Genomic DNA, 18,240 nt, shown 5'->3' with positions numbered 1-18,240 from the left:
TTAGCGAAGTTGCAGCAGTTCATCTTGAGCGGTTGAGTGAACATGAAGCGTAGGGTAGAGCAGGCGTTTATAGATGCCGTAGTAAAGCTGTTGAAGCTGGATTAAGTCGGATGTTGTTGTGTGTTCATCTATTTGATGAATGGTTTTGTTCACCAGTCCGAGTTCTAGTACTGAGGTCGATATTTCAGCAATAAAGCGGCCATCCGACGTTCCCCCTGCGGTCGATAGTTTTGGTGTGAAATGACATTGACTGTTGATTTCATCGCAGACGATAGCGAGGGATGGAGAAGAGATCTCATCATTATTTACGCAGTAATAGGGTTGGCAGGGGTTGCTAGTCGTTAATGCATAATTGAGCGTATGTTCTTCGATGGCCTCTCTTACCAGCTCGACCAATTCATATTCGTCGTATGCGGGTGTATAACGGATATTAAAATTTAGCTGACATTGGCTTGGAATGATGTTGTCGACAAAATTTCCTGAATTTACATGGGTGAATTGCAGCGTGGTCGAGTCAAAGTTATCACAGTGCTTTGGCCAATCCTGCGACAATAGTGCTTGCATAATATTTTGCGCCAAATGGATGGCATTGGTCGCTTTTTGAGGGTAAGCCACATGTCCACTTTTACCATGTAAATTGACGGTAAAAGACAAAGCGCCACGACGACCGACTTTCAGTGTGTCTGCTACATACGCTTCTGAGCTTGGCTCTCCGACCAAGGCAAAATCAAATGCAATACGCTGCTGTTTTAAAAAATGAGCGATCCGCTTGGTTCCGTGTTCCGCTTCGCCTTCCTCGTCGCTGGTGAGTAGCAACCAAAGCTCTTTTTCCGGTACTCCAAATTCTGTCACTAAAGCCTCAATTGCACAGAAAAAGGCGGCAATAGCGCCTTTCATATCAACAATACCTCTGGCGAAGAGACAGCCATTGTGTTCTGTCAGCTTAAAAGGGTTAAACTGCCAATCTTGTGCACTTCCTGCCGGTACTACATCGGTATGACCAAGAAAAGCAAACCTAGCGTCACTATTGTTACCTATACTTGCTACTAAGTTACTCACATCACGAACAGGCAAGTGCTTGATTGAAAAGCCCAAACCCCGTAACTCTTGTGCTAACCACAGTTGACACCCAACATCATCCGGCGTGATTGATTTGAATGCGACTAACTGCCGTGCAATGTCAACAACGCGGTGGCTGGCATGTTCATCCTCTTCAACACCTTGAAACTCCTCATGTAGAGCCTCGATATCCTCTAGCGCTTCAGAGACAAGTTCGTAACAAGTGTTTGAAGAAAAGCCATTCATCTCAAAAAACCTTAATGCAGAAGTATGATAAATAGGCAATTAAAAGTGATGCTGTACACATTTTAATTACACCTCGTTCACAAGTTGCGTATTCAAACATTGAAATTATTTTGATGCTAATGATTTTATTTTGACTAAATTGACCTAAATAGTTTCATTGTTGTTTTTTGTGGATTAATTATTTTTGTTATTTACAATGCTTTTTATCTGGTTTTTATATTTGAGTTTTATTGAATTAAGTTTAGGGTAAGTGCTCTATGTACTAATATTCGAAATGTATGAAAAGTAATTTCTCTTAATAATCAGTGTTGGATTTTTATTGTTTGAGTTATGTCTTGTGTTATTCGGAATTAAGAAAATCATGGTGTTTAGGTTAATGGAATTGTGAATTCTTAAACTGTGCGAGTTTGTTGTGTAAAGTGCGCTATTAAGATAAATGGAATTAATTTCACTTATTTCTTTATGTTATTTAATTTGCGTCTAATATGTTTATTTAATCTAAATGAGAAGAGAGCCAAAGTATGTGCCTTGACGTATTAAGGTGAGTTTTCTTGATGAGGCTTTAATGTTGAAATTGTTTTTATAAATTTAATAAATTTATTCTTGAGTTGTCATATTTAATGAATAAAATAGCAAGCGCTATAGAGTTTTTATTCAATATTTTTATTTCTGTTACAGTATTTTGCTGTTTTTTATCTATAGCGCTGACTTAAATTAAGGATGAAAAATGAAAAAGCTAATCACCGCACTCGTTGCATTCACTGTATTGTCTGTATCTGCTCAAGAAGTAGAAGAGGCGAAAGCACTCGTTACTCAACAAAACATTAAAATTGTTGCTATTGGCCAAAGCGGCTGGGATCCAATTTGGAGAGAGCCTACCTGTAGCATTCAAAAAACGGATGAAGATGCTGTAGGTAATGCTTACATGATCAGTCATTACGACATGTGTTTATGCCAAAACAGTAAAAAAGCGAGCTATCTGATTGAAGATACACAAAGCAACCCTAAGCAAGCAACGGTTATTTGTTACCTAGAGCAGTAAGCTAGTCAACAGCAGCAGAGCAAAGTACTTGCACTTTACTCTGCTTTTATCACGCTATTTCCTTTAAGTTCAAATTAGCTAAATTAACTGACTTTTTGCTTTGGTGTGCTAAATAACCTGAGCTGCGGATAATTAATGCCTTTCTAGCAGCCAGTTTTAGCGCTAACTGCGTTGAATTCACTTCCAATAGCCAGCTATTGGTGCGTAAATCCGCCTTGTTTTCCCTAAAACTCTCTGGCTAGACAAGGAAAAACTAAGTTGTGCTTAAGCAACAATGAGTTGGAACACTCCTTATCCAAACCTCAGGTTAAATAACTTACCTAACTTCCAATCGAACTTTACAGCGCTGACTGCCGTTAAGATTAAAACAATCCCAAGCGTTTGTAGTATCGAAATCGTGTGCTCGAATGCAATAAAATCTACAAACAGCGCCACGACCGGATAAATAAAAGAAAGAATAGCAATTAATGTGGTGCTTAGGCGTTGGAACGCGTCATACATGATCACATACATAAACCCTGTGTTGACGACGCCTAAGAATAAGATATTACCCCAGCTCGATGAAGTCTCTGGGAAGTGTGCAAAGTCAACCCAAGGCAACAAAAATAAGCCACCAAAAAAGATTTGGATCACAGCAACCACACCGGATGGCACTTGGCTTACCTTTTTCGTCATCAGCGTTGTAATGGTATACAGAAATGCAGCTCCAAGTGCTAGTAGCAGACCAAAAACGGCTTGGTTGCTCTCTTGTGCAAAAATAACCGCGACTATTTCTTGATACGGGATCCCAACAACCAACCATAATCCCAGCACGGCGATGGCCAACCATAAAAGGATTGCCTTACTTGGATACTGACGATAAAGCACCGCGCTTAATAATACCAACATCAAAGGTTGTAGATGGTATGCGATGATTGAAATTGAAAAAGGAATATAGTCAAACGAGGCGAATAATAGCACCCAGTTTCCGACCAGCGCGATACCGCCGAGCAAGATGGTCATAAACACGGGACCTTTAAATACCTCTTTTGTCAGTTGCTTTGTCACGAGCACGTATCCGAGAAGGCACAATGCGCCAATAACACAACGTAAAAATACCACATTCCAATAGGATTGTTCTGCACTGACGACAAAGTATCCTATGGTGCCGGACAGCACCATAGCTATTATCATCTCTATTGAACCTTTCTCTTTATCTGAGCCAAACATTGTTCACACCTTGTCATATTCAATTCTATACTTGCATATTACTTAGGGTTTGCCGTATTACTAATAGACAATAAAAGGCTAATTTTTCTAATTAGCAGCCAGTTTTAGCGCTAACTGCGTTGAATTCACTTCCAATAGCCAGCTATTGGTGCGTAAATCCGCCTTGTTTTCCCTAAAACTCTCTGGCTAGACAAGGAAAAACTAAGTTGTGCTTAAGCAACAATGAGTTGGAACACTCCTTATCCAAACCTCAGGTTAAATAACTTACCTAACTTCCAATCGAACTTTACAGCGCTGACTGCCGTTAAGATTAAAACAATCCCAAGCGTTTGTAGTATCGAAATCGTGTGCTCGAATGCAATAAAATCTACAAACAGCGCCACGACCGGATAAATAAAAGAAAGAATAGCAATTAATGTGGTGCTTAGGCGTTGGAACGCGTCATACATGATCACATACATAAACCCTGTGTTGACGACGCCTAAGAATAAGATATTACCCCAGCTCGATGAAGTCTCTGGGAAGTGTGCAAAGTCAACCCAAGGCAACAAAAATAAGCCACCAAAAAAGATTTGGATCACAGCAACCACACCGGATGGCACTTGGCTTACCTTTTTCGTCATCAGCGTTGTAATGGTATACAGAAATGCAGCTCCAAGTGCTAGTAGCAGACCAAAAACGGCTTGGTTGCTCTCTTGTGCAAAAATAACCGCGACTATTTCTTGATACGGGATCCCAACAACCAACCATAATCCCAGCACGGCGATGGCCAACCATAAAAGGATTGCCTTACTTGGATACTGACGATAAAGCACCGCGCTTAATAATACCAACATCAAAGGTTGTAGATGGTATGCGATGATTGAAATTGAAAAAGGAATATAGTCAAACGAGGCGAATAATAGCACCCAGTTTCCGACCAGCGCGATACCGCCGAGCAAGATGGTCATAAACACGGGACCTTTAAATACCTCTTTTGTCAGTTGCTTTGTCACGAGCACGTATCCGAGAAGGCACAATGCGCCAATAACACAACGTAAAAATACCACATTCCAATAGGATTGTTCTGCACTGACGACAAAGTATCCTATGGTGCCGGACAGCACCATAGCTATTATCATCTCTATTGAACCTTTCTCTTTATCTGAGCCAAACATTGTTCACACCTTGTCATATTCAATTCTATACTTGCATATTACTTAGGGTTTGCCGTATTACTAATAGACAATAAAAGGCTAATTTTTCTAATTTCCTAAAAATGAAAGGCAAAAATGCGAAAACTAATTAATAATGAAAAATGGTCGCTTGATGCGATAGATAGCAAGCTTATAAAGCTGTTAGAAAACAATAGCCGAGTGTCCGTTGCTGAAATGGCCCGGGCAGTGAATATGTCTTCACCGAGTGTGAATGAACGCATGAAACGTATGGAAGAGTATGGGGTAATTAGTAAATACAGTATTGAATTAAACCCAGAAAGCTTTGATTACCCGCTGACCGCGATTGTGCGTATTCGTCAGCATCCCGGTAAACTAAAACAACTTGAAGCGATGATCCAAAACATTCCTGAAGTGATTGAATGTGACAAAGTGACGGGAGAGGATTGTTTTTATGTGAGGCTGTGTTTTGAGAGTATGCCTAAGCTAGACGAAATTCTGGATAAAGTCTCGACGCTGGGTGATACCCACACATCGGTGGTGAAATCAACAATAGTCAAACGCAGAAACGTGCCATATCAGATCCGCAAAAGGTAATCGCTAAGCATGGCGAGCAGTAAAGTTTTGACGGGATCAGCAAGGCGCAGCTAAACGTCAACAAATTTATAGTTTGTCACACTTTTTATAGCAATCCTGCCATCAATCTGGTTTTGAGTATGTTAGTATCCGTGCAGCAGTTTTTTACGAGATAGATTATGTTTCAACCAGTTAGCCTCTTTGTTGGGTTAAGATATAGCCGTGCTGCGAAAGGCAATGCATTTATATCGTTTATCTCATTTTTCTCAATTGCGGGTATCGCCCTTGGCTTAATGAGTTTGATCACCGTCAGCTCAGTGATGAATGGCTTTGAGCAAACCTTAAAAGCCGCCATGCTTGATTTGATCCCGCATGTGCAAATTAAGGAAAATGAGCAACTTGATCAAAATAAATTACAAGCCATTGAAAATCATCCATTGGTTAAGCAAGTTTCGCCATATGTTGCAAGTGACGTAATTCTACAAACCAATCAAGATTTGGTGGGTGTGCAACTTCAAGGGCTATTTCAAGGGTATGAAACTGCGTTGGATGACGCCATACGTGCCGGCAGTTTAACTCGATTGTACGAGCAAAAATACCAAGTGGCCCTGAGTCGCTATTTAGCCAATAAACTTGGCGTAAGCGTTGGTCAACAACTCCGCGTGATCATGCCGGAATTCACCACCTACACACCGCTTGGCCGCACACCGACGCAGCGCTTATTCACCGTGGCTGCCATATATGATGGCCAGAGCGAAGCTGACACTTATTTGGCATTTGCCGACGGGAAGAGTTTACAGCGGTTAATGCGCAAGAAGCCAGAGCAATACGACCTTAACATTCATTTATATGATGCCTTTAGTCTGCCTGATTTTTATCAGCAAGCGGACAGCTTGTTACAAGGGCTCGAGACACAGGATTGGCAAACTCAGCAAGGCACATTGTTTGCGGCGGTCGCTATGGAAAAGCGCATTATGTCGCTATTACTTGGCCTTATTGTGATAGTGGCTGTATTTAATATCATTTCAGCGCTATCTATGATGGTGAGTGAAAAGCAAGGGGAAGTGGCTATTTTGCAAACGCTTGGCTTTACACCACAAATGATAGCAAAAGTGTTTATGGTGCAAGGGATGTATAACGGCATTTTTGGCACACTCATTGGTGTTGCTGGTGGATTATTGCTGTCGAACAATATTAATGAGGTGCTCCACCTCGCAGGCCTTCAGTTGCTTGGTGGCGCTGAACTTCCGGTCAAAATAGAACTAACAGATTTAACGATTATGGCAGTGGGCAGCATATTGCTAAGCTTTTTAGCAACCTTGTATCCAGCTAAACGCGCGTCGAGTGTGCTGCCAGCAGAGGTATTAAGATATGAGTGATTTAGTCATTGACTGCCAAAATTTGGTCAAAAGCTACCAAGATGGTAAAGCCGAAGTAACGGTATTAAAAGGCGTTGATTTATCTGTAACCCAAGGTGAAATGCTTGCGATTGTAGGTAGCTCGGGTTCAGGTAAAAGTACTTTACTGCATATTCTCGGTACCTTGGATAAAGCATCCACCGGCAGTGTAAAAATCAAAGGTGTGGAAGTTGGCAAGCTGTCGCGTAAAAAGCAGGCGGAATTTAGAAATAAGCATTTGGGTTTTATCTATCAGTTTCATCATTTGTTGATGGAGTTTAGTGCGGTTGAAAACGTGGCGATGCCGTTATTAATTGCCGGTAATAAAGCAAAACAAGCCCGTGAAAAAGCATTACATATGCTCGATAAAGTGGGCTTGAGTCATCGTGCTGATCATAAGCCTTCAGAGCTTTCTGGGGGGGAGAGACAGCGTGTTGCGATAGCAAGAGCACTAGTGACAGAACCTGATCTGGTGCTAGCTGATGAACCAACTGGCAATCTTGATAAGCATAATGCTCTGAGAATTTATGACTTGCTGGCCGAACTCAATCAGCAGCTAAAAACCAGCTTTGTTGTTGTAACACACGATTTAGAGTTGGCAGATAAGCTTGGTCGTGCAGTACAACTGGACGATGGCAAAGTAGGTGTGTATCAGCATGCTTAGTTATTTTTTAAGCAAACGCTTTAGAGAGTCTAAACGTCAGCTTGGCTTTATTGGTTTTTTGACCCGTGCTTCTACGCTAGGTGTAATGCTGGGTATGGCTGTATTGATAGTCGCACTTTCTGTGATTAATGGTTTTGAAGAACAATTAGAGCAGCGGCTGTTGTCGGTGGTGCCGCAAGTGAGTTATCAAGCACCTTACGACCCTATTCAAGCGTGGCAGCAAAAAGTAGAGCTCTTGGAGAGTCAGCGTGGCGTCGTAAGCGCGACGGCTGAAATTAACTTAACAGCCATGCTGCAATACAAAGGCACCTTAAAAGCGGCGCAGTTAAAAGGGATCGCACCGAATAGGCATCATACGGTGTCGAGCATAGGTGATTTTATAAAAGGCGCTGAATTAAAAGCATTAAAACCGGGTGAAGTGATCATCGGCAAAGGGATAGCTGACAAGCTTGGTGTCGTGGCTGGCGATAATATTCAACTCTTGGTTGCTAACAAACATTCGGATAATCCACTCGCTGCGCCAAAGCGATTAACGGCGACTGTGGTGGGACTTATCGATATGGGTGGGCCACTTGACCAAACATTAGCCTTAGTGCCGCTTAATGCACTGCAAGAAGCGATGGACTTTAGAGAAGACCAAGTAACAGACTTACGTGCCAAGGTGAGTGATGTGTTTCAGGCACAACAAATTGCGACATCAGCGGGTAGGGCATTACCTGATTTAGTGTACGTATCATCTTGGTTTCGAACGCAAGGTGGACTGTATCAAGATATTCAGATGGTGCGCACTATCGTCTATCTCGTGGTATTTCTGATCATCGCTGTAGCGAGCTTTAATATCGTCTCTTCTATGGTGATGGAAGTAAAAGAAAAGCGGGCGGATATCGCCATTTTGAAAACCATGGGCGCACAGGACAGTACGATTTTTTCGACTTTTGCGCTACAAGGTGTGACGTATGCAGGGATAGGTGCACTGCTGGGCACTGGGATCGGCATTTTTATTGCTATTAATATTCCCGATATTTTTAAAGCTTGGATCAATATGAGTGATAGCAATCCGCTTGAAGGCGTCTACTTTATTGAATACTTACCGAGCAAAATTATTTGGACAGACATTTATATCAGTTTAGTCACGACTTTTGTTATGGCAGTCGTCGCAAGCTTATATCCCGCTTGGCAAGCCACCAAAACGGATCCTGCCAAAGTACTGGGAAATGGGTAACACCTAAAACCGTAGGTCGGCCTTTAGGCCGACATCTAATGGGCCGACATCTATGGCCTGACATATCTACAGGCCGATACGCCCATTCATCATTGCATGGCCTTATCTCATTTGCCATGACACACGCACCGTAGGTCGGCCTTTAGGTCGACATCTAATGGGCCGACATCTTTAGACCGAAAACCCGCCTCTTACAAGCTTTGAGCGTAATGATAAAGCGCTTTTAAGATTTGCATATTGCGCTCATTACCTTCATTTTCTGCGACTAAATTTTCAAGCTCTAGCATAAAATCTTCAGCTGAAATTGAAGGGTTATCTTCATTATGCATCAACTTGTTTTGGCAGTATTTACGCCATTTATCAAGTTCTACAGGTGAGAGCGACTGTGGCCAATTTCTTGCCCGATAGCGAAACAGCAAAGTGTTAAATTTACCGTCTTCAAAATCCAGTTCAATGGTTGCCAACTCTTCGGGCGATGCATTGCGAATGATTGCAAACTTGGCTTTATCGGCTTTGCTAGTGAAACCATCGTAGAGTTGATAATCCGGGTTACTTGGTTTCTCGAATCCCTGTTCATCGCTAAAGACTTCTGCAACCTTATCCCTTAGCTCTGGACGTGCTTTAAGATACTTTAAGTTTTCTAGGCATTGCTCGCGGTCAATTCCAAGTCTTGCCGCGTTTTCGGGCGAGAGGGTCTTAGCTGGTGCTACCAGCGGGCATTTATTGATATGTACTAGTTTTAATCCGACCGGTAGCTCATCTTCACCCAATTCACTGCGTTTTGTATAAAGCCGTTGTTTGAGTGCCTCAACGTCAAGGTCATTCAACACCTCCGGCGACTGTGTTAAATCAAAGCAGATCACGGCATTACTATTGATTGGGTGAAAGCTCATCGGCGCAATCCAAGTGGTGCAACCTTGTTGTGCCGGAAACATAGAAGAAACGTGTACTAAAGGCTGCATATTGAAAACGTCGATTAGGCTCGACACCGCTTTTTTATGTCTGTGATTAAAGTAGAACTCATACAGTTTTGGCTGTTTGGTTTTAATCAGTTTAGCCAGCGCAATCGTTGCGGTAACATCACTCAATGCATCGTGGGCGGCGCCATGCTCAATGCCATTGGCGACGGTTAAGTGTTCGAGTTTAAAACTCGGGTTGCCATCTTCACGGGTTGGCCATTCAATTCCTTCAGGGCGAAGCGCATAGCAGGCTCTAACTAGATCTATAATGTCCCAACGGCTATTGCCATTTTGCCATTCACGTTCATAGGGGTCATAAAAATTACGATAGAGGCTATAACGGGTCAGCTCGTCATCAAACCGAATACTGTTATATCCAGCAACGCAGGTTTGCGGTTTGGCAAATTCCGCGTGGATTTTTGCCATAAACTCGGCCTCGGTCAGGCCTTTTTTTAGTGCTAACTGTGGTGTGATCCCTGTGACCAAACAGGCTTGAGGATGCGGGAGATAGTCAGGCGCTGGTTGACAATACTCAATCAGTGGCTCACCAATAATATTGAGGTCCAGATCCGTTCTGATCCCAGCAAACTGGCTTGGCCTGTCTTTTTGCGGCGTCGCACCCCAACTCTCGTAGTCGTGCCAATAGATAGTTGGAATGTTCTGGGCATTATTTGGTGTATCTGATTGGTTTGTATTTGTCATAAAATCAAAAAGTTATTCTACTGTTTTTGTTTGTTTTGGTTAATCATATTCGTCGTGATGTTATGACGACTGTGTATATCAGTTCACACCAGTGTGTATATCGTGATAACTAAGCTGTTTGCCGCTATGCGGATACATATGACTAACGATAGATAGGCATTATCGCATAGAGGCGCGCTTAGAGTAAGGAGTAACCATGGCGGATTGTGTTATTAAAGCAGATCAAAGCGATAATTGGGGAAGTGACATCACTTATTGCTTTATCAAGCTGTCCAATTATCTATTGAGCAATCACTAAATCGCGATTAAAAGCGCTTTCTTTGAAAGTTTTTCCACATAACAACCGTTATAACTATCAATAGGGTTGAGACAACAATCAAGACATTAAAATTAAGTGTGTGGTTTTCGTAGGGCATGACTAGCAAACTTGCAATGGTGCCGCCAGAGGCTATCGCAAAGTGCTGTATCGCATTTTGCATACTAATAAAGGTGCTGCGCTCTTCTGCGTGAAGTGAGGTTATGAGTTCTGTCACTAAGATCATAGAGCGGGTAGCGCTTGCAATCACAAACAGGGTAAAAAGTCCGGCTGCAAAAATAACTGAACTTATCGTAAAACCAAACAAGACCGTCAATATCATCAAGCCACTAAGAAAGTAAATTAAGTATGAGGTTGTGTGATTGTTTAGCTTACTTCGAGCGTATAGCTGAACTGCAGTAAACGAACACACACCACTTAACAAATAGCATGCGCTTAGCATCGAGCTTGAGATGCTTAAGTTGGTAATTAGCATCACCGGAAATTGAGTTGAAATTGCAAATGTACTTAGCACCACAAAAAATGCAATGAATAGAGCATATTTAAGGGTTTTGGTCGGGTGAAATGTGTTGACTGGCTTTAGGTTGCTATCGCTGCTTTGCGAAGCTTGCTTTATGTTTGAGAGAAAAATAAATGTAAATAATAGCGCTGTAATGGCTAAGCTGCTTCCGAGTATCATGAACCCCAACTGCCAGCCTTGATTTGCTGTGATAAATAATAGAGCAGGGATCCCAATTGCCAAGGCGAGTGGAAAAGCACTCAGCAGTATCGCGGTGTCCTTTTTCTTATCGTTTTCATGGCTTATCTGGATCACCAAGTTGAGATTGAGTACTACTAGTGCGCCGCCACAAATGCCAGTCAATGCACGTACGAAAAGCAAGATATAAAAATTCTCGAGTACTGAAGTAAGCAAGGTTAACAATGTGGTTGCAGACAGAAAAATAAAGACCTTGTATTTCTCCTTTGAGAGGTTGCCGGTACCACGCACCCATAAACAAGTGAAAGCGGCGGCAATTGCATAAGCTGAAACGAGTAGTCCTGAATTTGATGGACTGATACCTGAACTTATCGCCATTTCTGCACTAAAGGGCACGATGATTAATGCATCTAATGCGATTAAAAAGTGGATGACAAAACATAACCCAAATTTCGCTTTTGGGCTCGCTAAGGTGGTCATTGAAGCTGAAAACATGGACATCCTTAATTGATATAAACAAAGAAGTCTTGATTGTATTAGCCTTAATTAGGTAATAAAGTGTCCATTATTGAATTGATAAACCCATATTTTGGGTTAATAAAATGATTGATCAGATTGACCCTCAGTGGCTTAACAGTTTCCACTGTGTTTATGAATGCTTAAGCTTCAAACAAGCGGCAGAGTTTCTGGATATCCCGACCTCCAACGTAAGTCGTCACATTGCACTACTTGAAGAAAAGCTTGATGCAAGATTGTTGGAACGAACGACTAGGCGGATCTCAGTGACAGAGGCGGGTGAGCAGCTTTATGTGAGTACTAAGCCGTTAATTGATTCGCTGTCGGATGCGTTGCAAGAAGTCAATAAACATGCCTCTACGCCAATGGGGCATTTGCGTATAGTGATGCCCGACATCCCCATTCTTGGTCAAGCAGTGGTAACCTTTTGCGCTGAACATCCATTAATTTCAATAAGTTGTGATACCAGCCTAAGTCCAAGAGAAAACCTCTTAGATGGCTTTGATGTCGTGCTCTACTTTCATCGTGGCAAGCTTGAGGATAGCAATTGGGTGGTTAAAGAGCTGGCTCGACTACCAAGCGTCGTGGTGGCAGCTCCTAGCTTGCTCGAAAAGCATTCTGCGCCGTATAGATTAGAAGATTTACACTCTTTTCCTTGTATATCAACCCTTACCGCCGTAAACGGTACGCCCTGGATATTTACCACCAAGGAAGGAAGATTAACGACGGTGAATGTTAAATCAAACTTCAGAGTCAACAGTGGGTTTATAGCTAAGTCTGCCGCGCTATCTGGGGTTGGGTTTGCAATCTTGCCACTGAACTCCTGTAAGGCAGAAATTGAGTCAGGCGCGCTGATATCAATCGAGTTAGAGCAGCAACCGGAAGATCTTGTGCTTTATGCGTTCTATGCTGGGCGTAAACATCTGGCCAAAAAAATATCAGCGTTTTTGGCACATTTAGAACGCGCGCTACAATGACCATCTATTGATTTCTACTTTAATCCAAATCACCATTGATCGAATCTAGTAATTCAATAAGTGCTTGTGCTTTTTGCTCGTCGATACTTGGAAACTTACAGCGGATCTGCTCGGGAATTGTGGCAGCTTGATGTTGCAGATCATGCCCCTTACTTTGTAGTTTTACCACTCGTTTGCGCTTATCTTTTTCGTCTTTCACGATTGAAAGCAGGGCTTTGTCAGTCATTTTCTTTAAGATTTGCGTCATAGCACCGCCATCGATGGCGGTTTTCTCTAGTAACTCAGCAATGCTGATTTCATCTTTCTCCCAAAGTGCCATCATCACCACATATTGAGGGTAGGTTAAGTCGAGCTTTTGTAAAGATGCTCGGTAAGCACGGGCAATACCATTGGAAGCCATGTAGAGGCGGTGGCAGATTTGAGCGTCTAGTTTTAGTTGTGGGTAGTTCATCACATATTCCTGCAAAGTAGCTAAGCTATATTTTAATTTGCACACAAAGTATTTGCAATTCTAAAAATTTGACCCTATTATTTTGTGTGCAAAATAAATTTTTAATTGATTTTACTTCATCTAGAGTAAAGCCTCGCTGCGTTAGGGTGTAGGTGAGTACTCTACAAGCACAAACTTAGGAGAACGAAATGAAAGAACTACAAAGTATTGCATATACGGCGAAAGCAACTGCCACAGGTGGCCGAGAAGGTATGGCAAAGTCTGATGATGGTCGTCTTGATGTTGCACTTTCGACACCAAAAGGCTTAGGTGGTGATGACGGGCAAGGGACGAATCCAGAGCAATTGTTTGCAGCAGGTTATGCGGCGTGTTTTATTGGCGCATTAAAATTGGTGGCAGGCAAAGCAAAGGTGAAGTTGCCAGAAGATACACATATTAACTCTGAAGTGTCTATTGGGCCAATTGAAGGTGGCTTCGGGATAGCGGTGAAATTGGCGGTATCGGTTGGCGACTTAGACAAAGACACGGCGCAGTCACTCGTTGAAAAAGCTCACGAAGTTTGCCCATATTCAAATGCTACTCGTGGCAATATCGCGGTAGAGCTTTCAGTTATTTAACTAACCTGAGGTTTGGATAAGGAATGAATTGACTGTTTTTTAATCACCTTAAACTATCTTCTTACCTAGCCAGAAAGTTTTGAGGATAACAAGGCGAATTTACGTACCAATAGCTAGCTATTGGAAGTGAATTCAACGCAGTTAGCGTTAAAACTGGCTGCTAGAAAGGCATTAATTATCCGAAGCTCAGGTTAACCCACTCAAGTGAGACAAAGCCAGCGTATTTTGACGCTGGCTTATGTGTTTTCTAACGGGTCGGTAACTTTAAAGCAGTGAATATCACCACCCGTTCTAAAATCAACACGTTTAACTTGCTCAACGATTTCCATCGTATTATAGCCATTGAGTAGACCAAACATTGCCGCTTGTTGGCCTGAGCCGATGGCATAAGATTGCGCTAAGGGTTCAGATTTACAGGTGCCCCTTTTTACACAACCATACCATACGCCTTTTTTGGGGTGGTATTTAATGAATTCCAGACTCTCAATTGTATCAAACTGATTATTTAAAAAATTGTGCTGCAAATTGTATATATCGCATGTTTGCCCGGTGCAAAACACTCTCCAACCATGATAATCAAACCACTTTTGGGCGTTATCGGTAACGATGATCTTGTCGGTAGTGGTTCTACTATCACAGGCTATTTCTGCTGTTTTTGCGTTATAGACAATGGTTGTCATTCCTTTTGACTCCTATGAAATTACACTCGATGAAACTATGCAACGAGCGCAGGTAAAAATGCTGATGGTATAAAGCCTTGAATGCTAATTGAATGTTGCACAAGAAGAAGTTTACCTGAGGTGAATGTCTGCTTTCAGGCTAAGATTATAAGAATTTCACTATGTTATTCAATTGTAACTTAAGTGAACTTTCTTCAATTTAGCTTATTACATCTAGCCACATAAAATGGGACGAAATTGACCGTTAACTCACAATCGTATTTATCACTTCATAAAGTTTTTTCATATCTATCGGTTTTGCGACGCAATTATCAAACCCAAGTTGCTGATAATTTTCTAAATCACCTGACATCACGTTGGCTGTGACGGCAACAAGCGGGGTTGTTTTATCTTGTTCTCTGACTTCTGAACACACTTTTAGGCCATCTTTTTTTGGCATCTGAATATCTACAAAAAAGATATCAGGTTTCAATTCGTGATAAAGCGCAATCGCTTCTTCACCATCCTGAGCTATGACAAGATTCGCTTCAGTTGGTTTAATCATGGCACTAAATATTTTTTGATTAAGTGGGTTATCTTCAGCAAGCAGCAGGTTTTTATCCTTCAAGGCGGGTATAGCCTGCAAGTCTTGCATGATTGATTGTTCTGGTGCGTCGCAAATATCGAGTACGAGTTCAACTGTAAACTCACTGCCGATACCTTCTTGACTCGTTACCGTAACACGGCCGTCCATTAACTCAGCAAGTTGTTTTACAATTGCGAGTCCAAGACCGGTTCCTCCATACTTTCTGGTGGTAGATGAGTCCGCCTGTTGAAAACGATTAAATAGCTTCTTGAGCGCGACTTCGGAAATACCGGCGCCCGTATCTATTACACGGATGGAGAGATGTTTACCGCCATCTTGGAGTATAACGGTTACAGAGCCGTCACTGGTAAATTTAACGGCATTGGATATCAAATTTCTCAGTATCTGCTTTAAACGCAGCGAATCACCAAGTCGATAGGGGTTAGCGAGTTCCTCAGTATGAATAATCAGGTCGATTTGCTTAGCACTGGCAGTATGGACAAACTCTTGTTTTACTTCAGTGACAATACTTTTGATATCCACCGCTGCTGATTCCATCTTTAATTCACCAGCTTCAATTTTAGAGAAATCAAGTAAATCATTGAGTAAGCTAAGTAATGTTTCTGTGGATGTCATGCCTTGTGCAATGAGTTCTTTGGAGTCTGCTGCATTTCTATGGTGCTTCATTAACTGAAATACACCATAAATACCGTTAAGTGGCGTTCTTAATTCATGGCTCATGTTCGCCAAAAAGTGACTTTTTGCTCGCTCTGAACTCTGTGCTTTCACTTTTTCACTTTCAAGAGAGCTAATCTGCTCTTTGATTTGTTTCGCAAGTTGGTTAAGGGTCACTTGAAGTGTTCTTAATTCTCTAAATTCAAATTCGCTTTTCGCAGAAACGTAATGTCCTCGTTTCAGTCGTTCACAATGGCGTTCAAGTGCTTGCATCGGATTGGTCAACCGTTTTGCTAATCGGCGTAAATACCAGGTGAGTAATACCACTAGCATCAACCCAATAAGCACGATGTATAACACTGCGCGTAAAATGTCGTTACTGTATACTTCGGCTTCTCGTTGTAGCTGTAAATCAAGTTCTACAAAATCGTCTTTTAGTGAATAAATAGGGCTGCGGTACACACCTTCAGTAGCATTTGAGTAATGTGTTCCCTCAAGCACAAGGTTTCGACTGGTGAGCCAGATAGAACCTTTTCCCTGATTGGAATCTAAAAATGGTTCAAGATCGACTTCGAGGAAAAGTACACCTGTATATTTATAGGGACGCATTAACGATGATAATTTTTGTCTAAGGGGAATGGCAAGAAACAACTTGGCCTGATCAGACGGTTTTTTTTCAATGCTTTCAACGGGGACAACAAGTTTGTCGATTTTTAAAGTGCGCCGCTGTTGCGAGAGGACCTTGTGAGCATGCTCGCTAAATACCGAATTGTCCCAACGTAGGGTGTCAAACGGATATCCCTCTACGGTAAAGACGGAGCCATCGTTGATAAACGCAGATTTTACCATGTCGGTATTGTCGACTAAGTTAGTTAGCGCCTTAACCGCGTATTGAGTAAACAGTAAATCACTCGGTAAGGTAGATAAAATATGATCTTCACTTAATGGTGCAACTTGATAGATAAGCTCATTGACTTGCGCTTTAAAATCGCTGATAAGGCTTGCGCCAGTGCGTTTAACGTCTTCTTGCTCTAAGGTTGCTTTTTGTTGCATCAGGGAAAAGCCAACCATCGCAACCAGTACAACGAGGAAGAGAGAGAATAATGCTGTAATTTTTCTTTTTATTTCATCAACGATGCTGCGATTTGCTTTCATTCTGTCCCGACTTTGTGACGATAAATTGCATATATTGCGTCGTTTCTTCGACACTATACACACCACCTAGATAGCGTGTTAGTCCCTTTAACATGGCTTCCCAAATATAGGCCATAATAGGTTCATTCGGTTGTGGATAGGTTTCTTGCAAAGAGGCAATCAGTTGAGACAGTGCTTTGTCGCCGCGCTTTGTAAGTTCAGCTAAGCTGTCGCCGTTTGCTGGCAGCGCATTGAGCTCATCCCATAGTTTATCTTGTACCTTCTGGCTTTGCATAAAGTCAACAAGCAGCTTTAGATGCGGACCTTTTTTAGATTCTATGCCATTGGCAGGAAAAGCCAGTACATGAGACGATGCTAGAGACATCAGCTGATGATTACCCCACCTCGGTAAAGGCGCGATGGCTAGGTCGTCTTTAAGCTTGTCTTTAAGTTGACGATATGCCCAAATTCCATTCACAAAATAATCAAGCTTGCCGGTCTTAAAGCGATTCATTAAGCATTGGTATACACAGTCAGCGTCTATGATCCCGCTGTTGAGTAGTGATTGATAATTGGAAATTGCGAGGCGCATCGCTTTGGTGTCAAGCTGTGGCACGCCTGCCTGAATGAGATTAGGCTGAAGGGCGTTTGCAAAGGTCACAAACCAATACATTTCATAAAAATTCCAGCCGAGCGTAGGTTTGTCTGCTACCGCTTGCTGTGCGTAGGTTTGTAAGTCGGTAATAGGGTGTGGCGCAAGTGCACGGTTATAGTAGAGTACAAGATGGTTACCGTACATAATTGGTACGCCCTTAAGCTTACCATTGACCTTACTGTTCTCGATGACTTTTTGAGTGAGCTTTTTGCTTAACCAAGACTCTGGCACCTGAGAAAATTGCAGTTCTGACAATCCCATATAATCGCTTGGAATAATAACGGCATCCGGTAACTGCAGGGCATCAGCATACAACAATAACTCGCTTTTTAACTGATTGTTGTTAAAGGCAAGAATATTAACTTTAATACCCGTCTTTGCACTAAATTCTTCAAATAATGGCTGAAAATCAAAGTTTTCAAGTCCTACCGCGACATCTATCTCTGGCGGTTCACTTGCGCGTGCATTGACTGGGCTATAAATCAGAAGAAGTAACATGAACACCAAGCAAAGCATTTTACCCGGCATATCAGTACGCTTCCTTTATGGGCCTAAAAGGCTTGTTAATGTTGCTCGGCATGGGGCGGTTCTTACATAAAACTAATCGGATGTGCTTGTTATTGTAGACCAAATTTTTCTGTTTTAAATTATTTTCAGAATGACAAATTCAATTTACCAGGCAATTCAATTCTATTTCAGTCGTGAATAATTCACTAAAACACGATAA

At 42.0% G+C, this 18,240-nt stretch carries 16 protein-coding genes; 7 read left to right on the top strand and 9 right to left on the bottom strand.

Annotated features, from left to right (window positions below; genetic code table 11):
• Nucleotides 1–1,305: a succinyl-diaminopimelate desuccinylase gene (gene dapE / locus PPIS_RS06030; RefSeq protein WP_010372499.1), complete on the bottom strand. Its 1,305-nt coding sequence runs from the start codon at nt 1,303–1,305 to the stop codon at nt 1–3.
• A 727-nt stretch (nt 1,306–2,032) separates the two neighbouring features.
• Here dapE and PPIS_RS06025 point away from each other — a divergent pair.
• On the top strand, nt 2,033–2,347 hold the full coding sequence (locus PPIS_RS06025; protein WP_010372501.1) for a hypothetical protein: 315 nt from the start codon (nt 2,033–2,035) through the stop codon (nt 2,345–2,347).
• 291 nt (nt 2,348–2,638) lie between these two features.
• On the opposite strand, the gene PPIS_RS06020 is transcribed toward PPIS_RS06025, so the two are convergent.
• Together PPIS_RS06020 and PPIS_RS06015 are read right to left on the bottom strand one after the other, a co-directional pair.
• Nucleotides 2,639–3,556 (bottom strand): DMT family transporter, encoded by a 918-nt coding sequence (locus PPIS_RS06020; RefSeq protein ID WP_010372505.1) that lies wholly within the window; start codon nt 3,554–3,556, stop codon nt 2,639–2,641.
• Between the two features lie 239 nt (nt 3,557–3,795).
• The gene (locus tag PPIS_RS06015; RefSeq protein WP_010372505.1) at nt 3,796–4,713 is read right to left on the bottom strand and encodes a DMT family transporter; all 918 of its coding nucleotides are present in this window, start codon (nt 4,711–4,713) and stop codon (nt 3,796–3,798) included.
• 114 nt (nt 4,714–4,827) lie between these two features.
• On the opposite strand from PPIS_RS06015, the gene PPIS_RS06010 reads away from it, so the two are divergent.
• The 4 genes from PPIS_RS06010 (at nt 4,828) to PPIS_RS05995 (ending at nt 8,569) form a co-directional block, all read left to right on the top strand.
• Nucleotides 4,828–5,307 (top strand): Lrp/AsnC family transcriptional regulator, encoded by a 480-nt coding sequence (locus PPIS_RS06010; RefSeq protein WP_010372508.1) that lies wholly within the window; start codon nt 4,828–4,830, stop codon nt 5,305–5,307.
• 158 nt (nt 5,308–5,465) lie between these two features.
• Nucleotides 5,466–6,665: a lipoprotein-releasing ABC transporter permease subunit gene (locus tag PPIS_RS06005; RefSeq protein WP_010372512.1), complete on the top strand. Its 1,200-nt coding sequence runs from the start codon at nt 5,466–5,468 to the stop codon at nt 6,663–6,665.
• On the top strand, nt 6,658–7,347 hold the full coding sequence (gene lolD / locus PPIS_RS06000; RefSeq protein WP_010372515.1) for a lipoprotein-releasing ABC transporter ATP-binding protein LolD: 690 nt from the start codon (nt 6,658–6,660) through the stop codon (nt 7,345–7,347). Before PPIS_RS06005 ends, lolD begins: the two co-directional genes overlap by 8 nt.
• Nucleotides 7,340–8,569, top strand: a complete 1,230-nt coding sequence (locus tag PPIS_RS05995) for a lipoprotein-releasing ABC transporter permease subunit (protein ID WP_010372518.1) — start codon at nt 7,340–7,342, stop codon at nt 8,567–8,569. Before lolD ends, PPIS_RS05995 begins: the two co-directional genes overlap by 8 nt.
• A gap of 191 nt (nt 8,570–8,760) precedes the next feature.
• Here the strand turns inward: PPIS_RS05995 and sbcB are convergent, their stop codons facing one another.
• On the bottom strand, nt 8,761–10,230 hold the full coding sequence (gene sbcB / locus PPIS_RS05990; protein ID WP_010372521.1) for an exodeoxyribonuclease I: 1,470 nt from the start codon (nt 10,228–10,230) through the stop codon (nt 8,761–8,763).
• Between the two features lie 305 nt (nt 10,231–10,535).
• Nucleotides 10,536–11,738 carry an MFS transporter gene (locus PPIS_RS05985; RefSeq protein WP_010372523.1) on the bottom strand — a complete coding sequence of 401 codons (1,203 nt, stop codon included), beginning with the start codon at nt 11,736–11,738 and terminating at the stop codon, nt 10,536–10,538.
• Nucleotides 11,739–11,845: 107 nt separating this feature from the next.
• On the opposite strand from PPIS_RS05985, the gene PPIS_RS05980 reads away from it, so the two are divergent.
• Nucleotides 11,846–12,736: a LysR family transcriptional regulator gene (locus PPIS_RS05980; RefSeq protein ID WP_010372526.1), complete on the top strand. Its 891-nt coding sequence runs from the start codon at nt 11,846–11,848 to the stop codon at nt 12,734–12,736.
• Nucleotides 12,737–12,755: 19 nt separating this feature from the next.
• Here the strand turns inward: PPIS_RS05980 and PPIS_RS05975 are convergent, their stop codons facing one another.
• Nucleotides 12,756–13,187 carry a MarR family winged helix-turn-helix transcriptional regulator gene (locus tag PPIS_RS05975; RefSeq protein WP_010372528.1) on the bottom strand — a complete coding sequence of 144 codons (432 nt, stop codon included), beginning with the start codon at nt 13,185–13,187 and terminating at the stop codon, nt 12,756–12,758.
• Nucleotides 13,188–13,375: 188 nt separating this feature from the next.
• Between PPIS_RS05975 and PPIS_RS05970 the strand changes: the two genes are divergently transcribed.
• On the top strand, nt 13,376–13,804 hold the full coding sequence (locus PPIS_RS05970; RefSeq protein ID WP_010372530.1) for an organic hydroperoxide resistance protein: 429 nt from the start codon (nt 13,376–13,378) through the stop codon (nt 13,802–13,804).
• 236 nt (nt 13,805–14,040) lie between these two features.
• Here PPIS_RS05970 and PPIS_RS05965 read toward each other — a convergent pair whose 3' ends face one another.
• The 3 genes from PPIS_RS05965 to PPIS_RS05955 all read right to left on the bottom strand — a co-directional run bounded on the left by PPIS_RS05965 (nt 14,041) and on the right by PPIS_RS05955 (nt 18,041).
• Nucleotides 14,041–14,484: a hypothetical protein gene (locus PPIS_RS05965; protein ID WP_010372532.1), complete on the bottom strand. Its 444-nt coding sequence runs from the start codon at nt 14,482–14,484 to the stop codon at nt 14,041–14,043.
• Nucleotides 14,485–14,728: 244 nt separating this feature from the next.
• The gene (locus PPIS_RS05960) at nt 14,729–16,879 is read right to left on the bottom strand and encodes an ATP-binding protein (RefSeq protein WP_010372534.1); all 2,151 of its coding nucleotides are present in this window, start codon (nt 16,877–16,879) and stop codon (nt 14,729–14,731) included.
• Nucleotides 16,854–18,041 carry a sugar ABC transporter substrate-binding protein gene (locus PPIS_RS05955; RefSeq protein ID WP_010372536.1) on the bottom strand — a complete coding sequence of 396 codons (1,188 nt, stop codon included), beginning with the start codon at nt 18,039–18,041 and terminating at the stop codon, nt 16,854–16,856. Before PPIS_RS05955 ends, PPIS_RS05960 begins: the two co-directional genes overlap by 26 nt.
• Nucleotides 18,042–18,240 lie beyond the last annotated feature (199 nt).

This window comes from Pseudoalteromonas piscicida, assembly GCF_000238315.3.
In the GTDB taxonomy this organism is placed as follows: domain Bacteria; phylum Pseudomonadota; class Gammaproteobacteria; order Enterobacterales; family Alteromonadaceae; genus Pseudoalteromonas; species Pseudoalteromonas piscicida.
The sequence above is the reverse complement of the archived record's forward strand: the minus strand, read 5'-3'. Positions and strand labels throughout refer to the sequence as shown.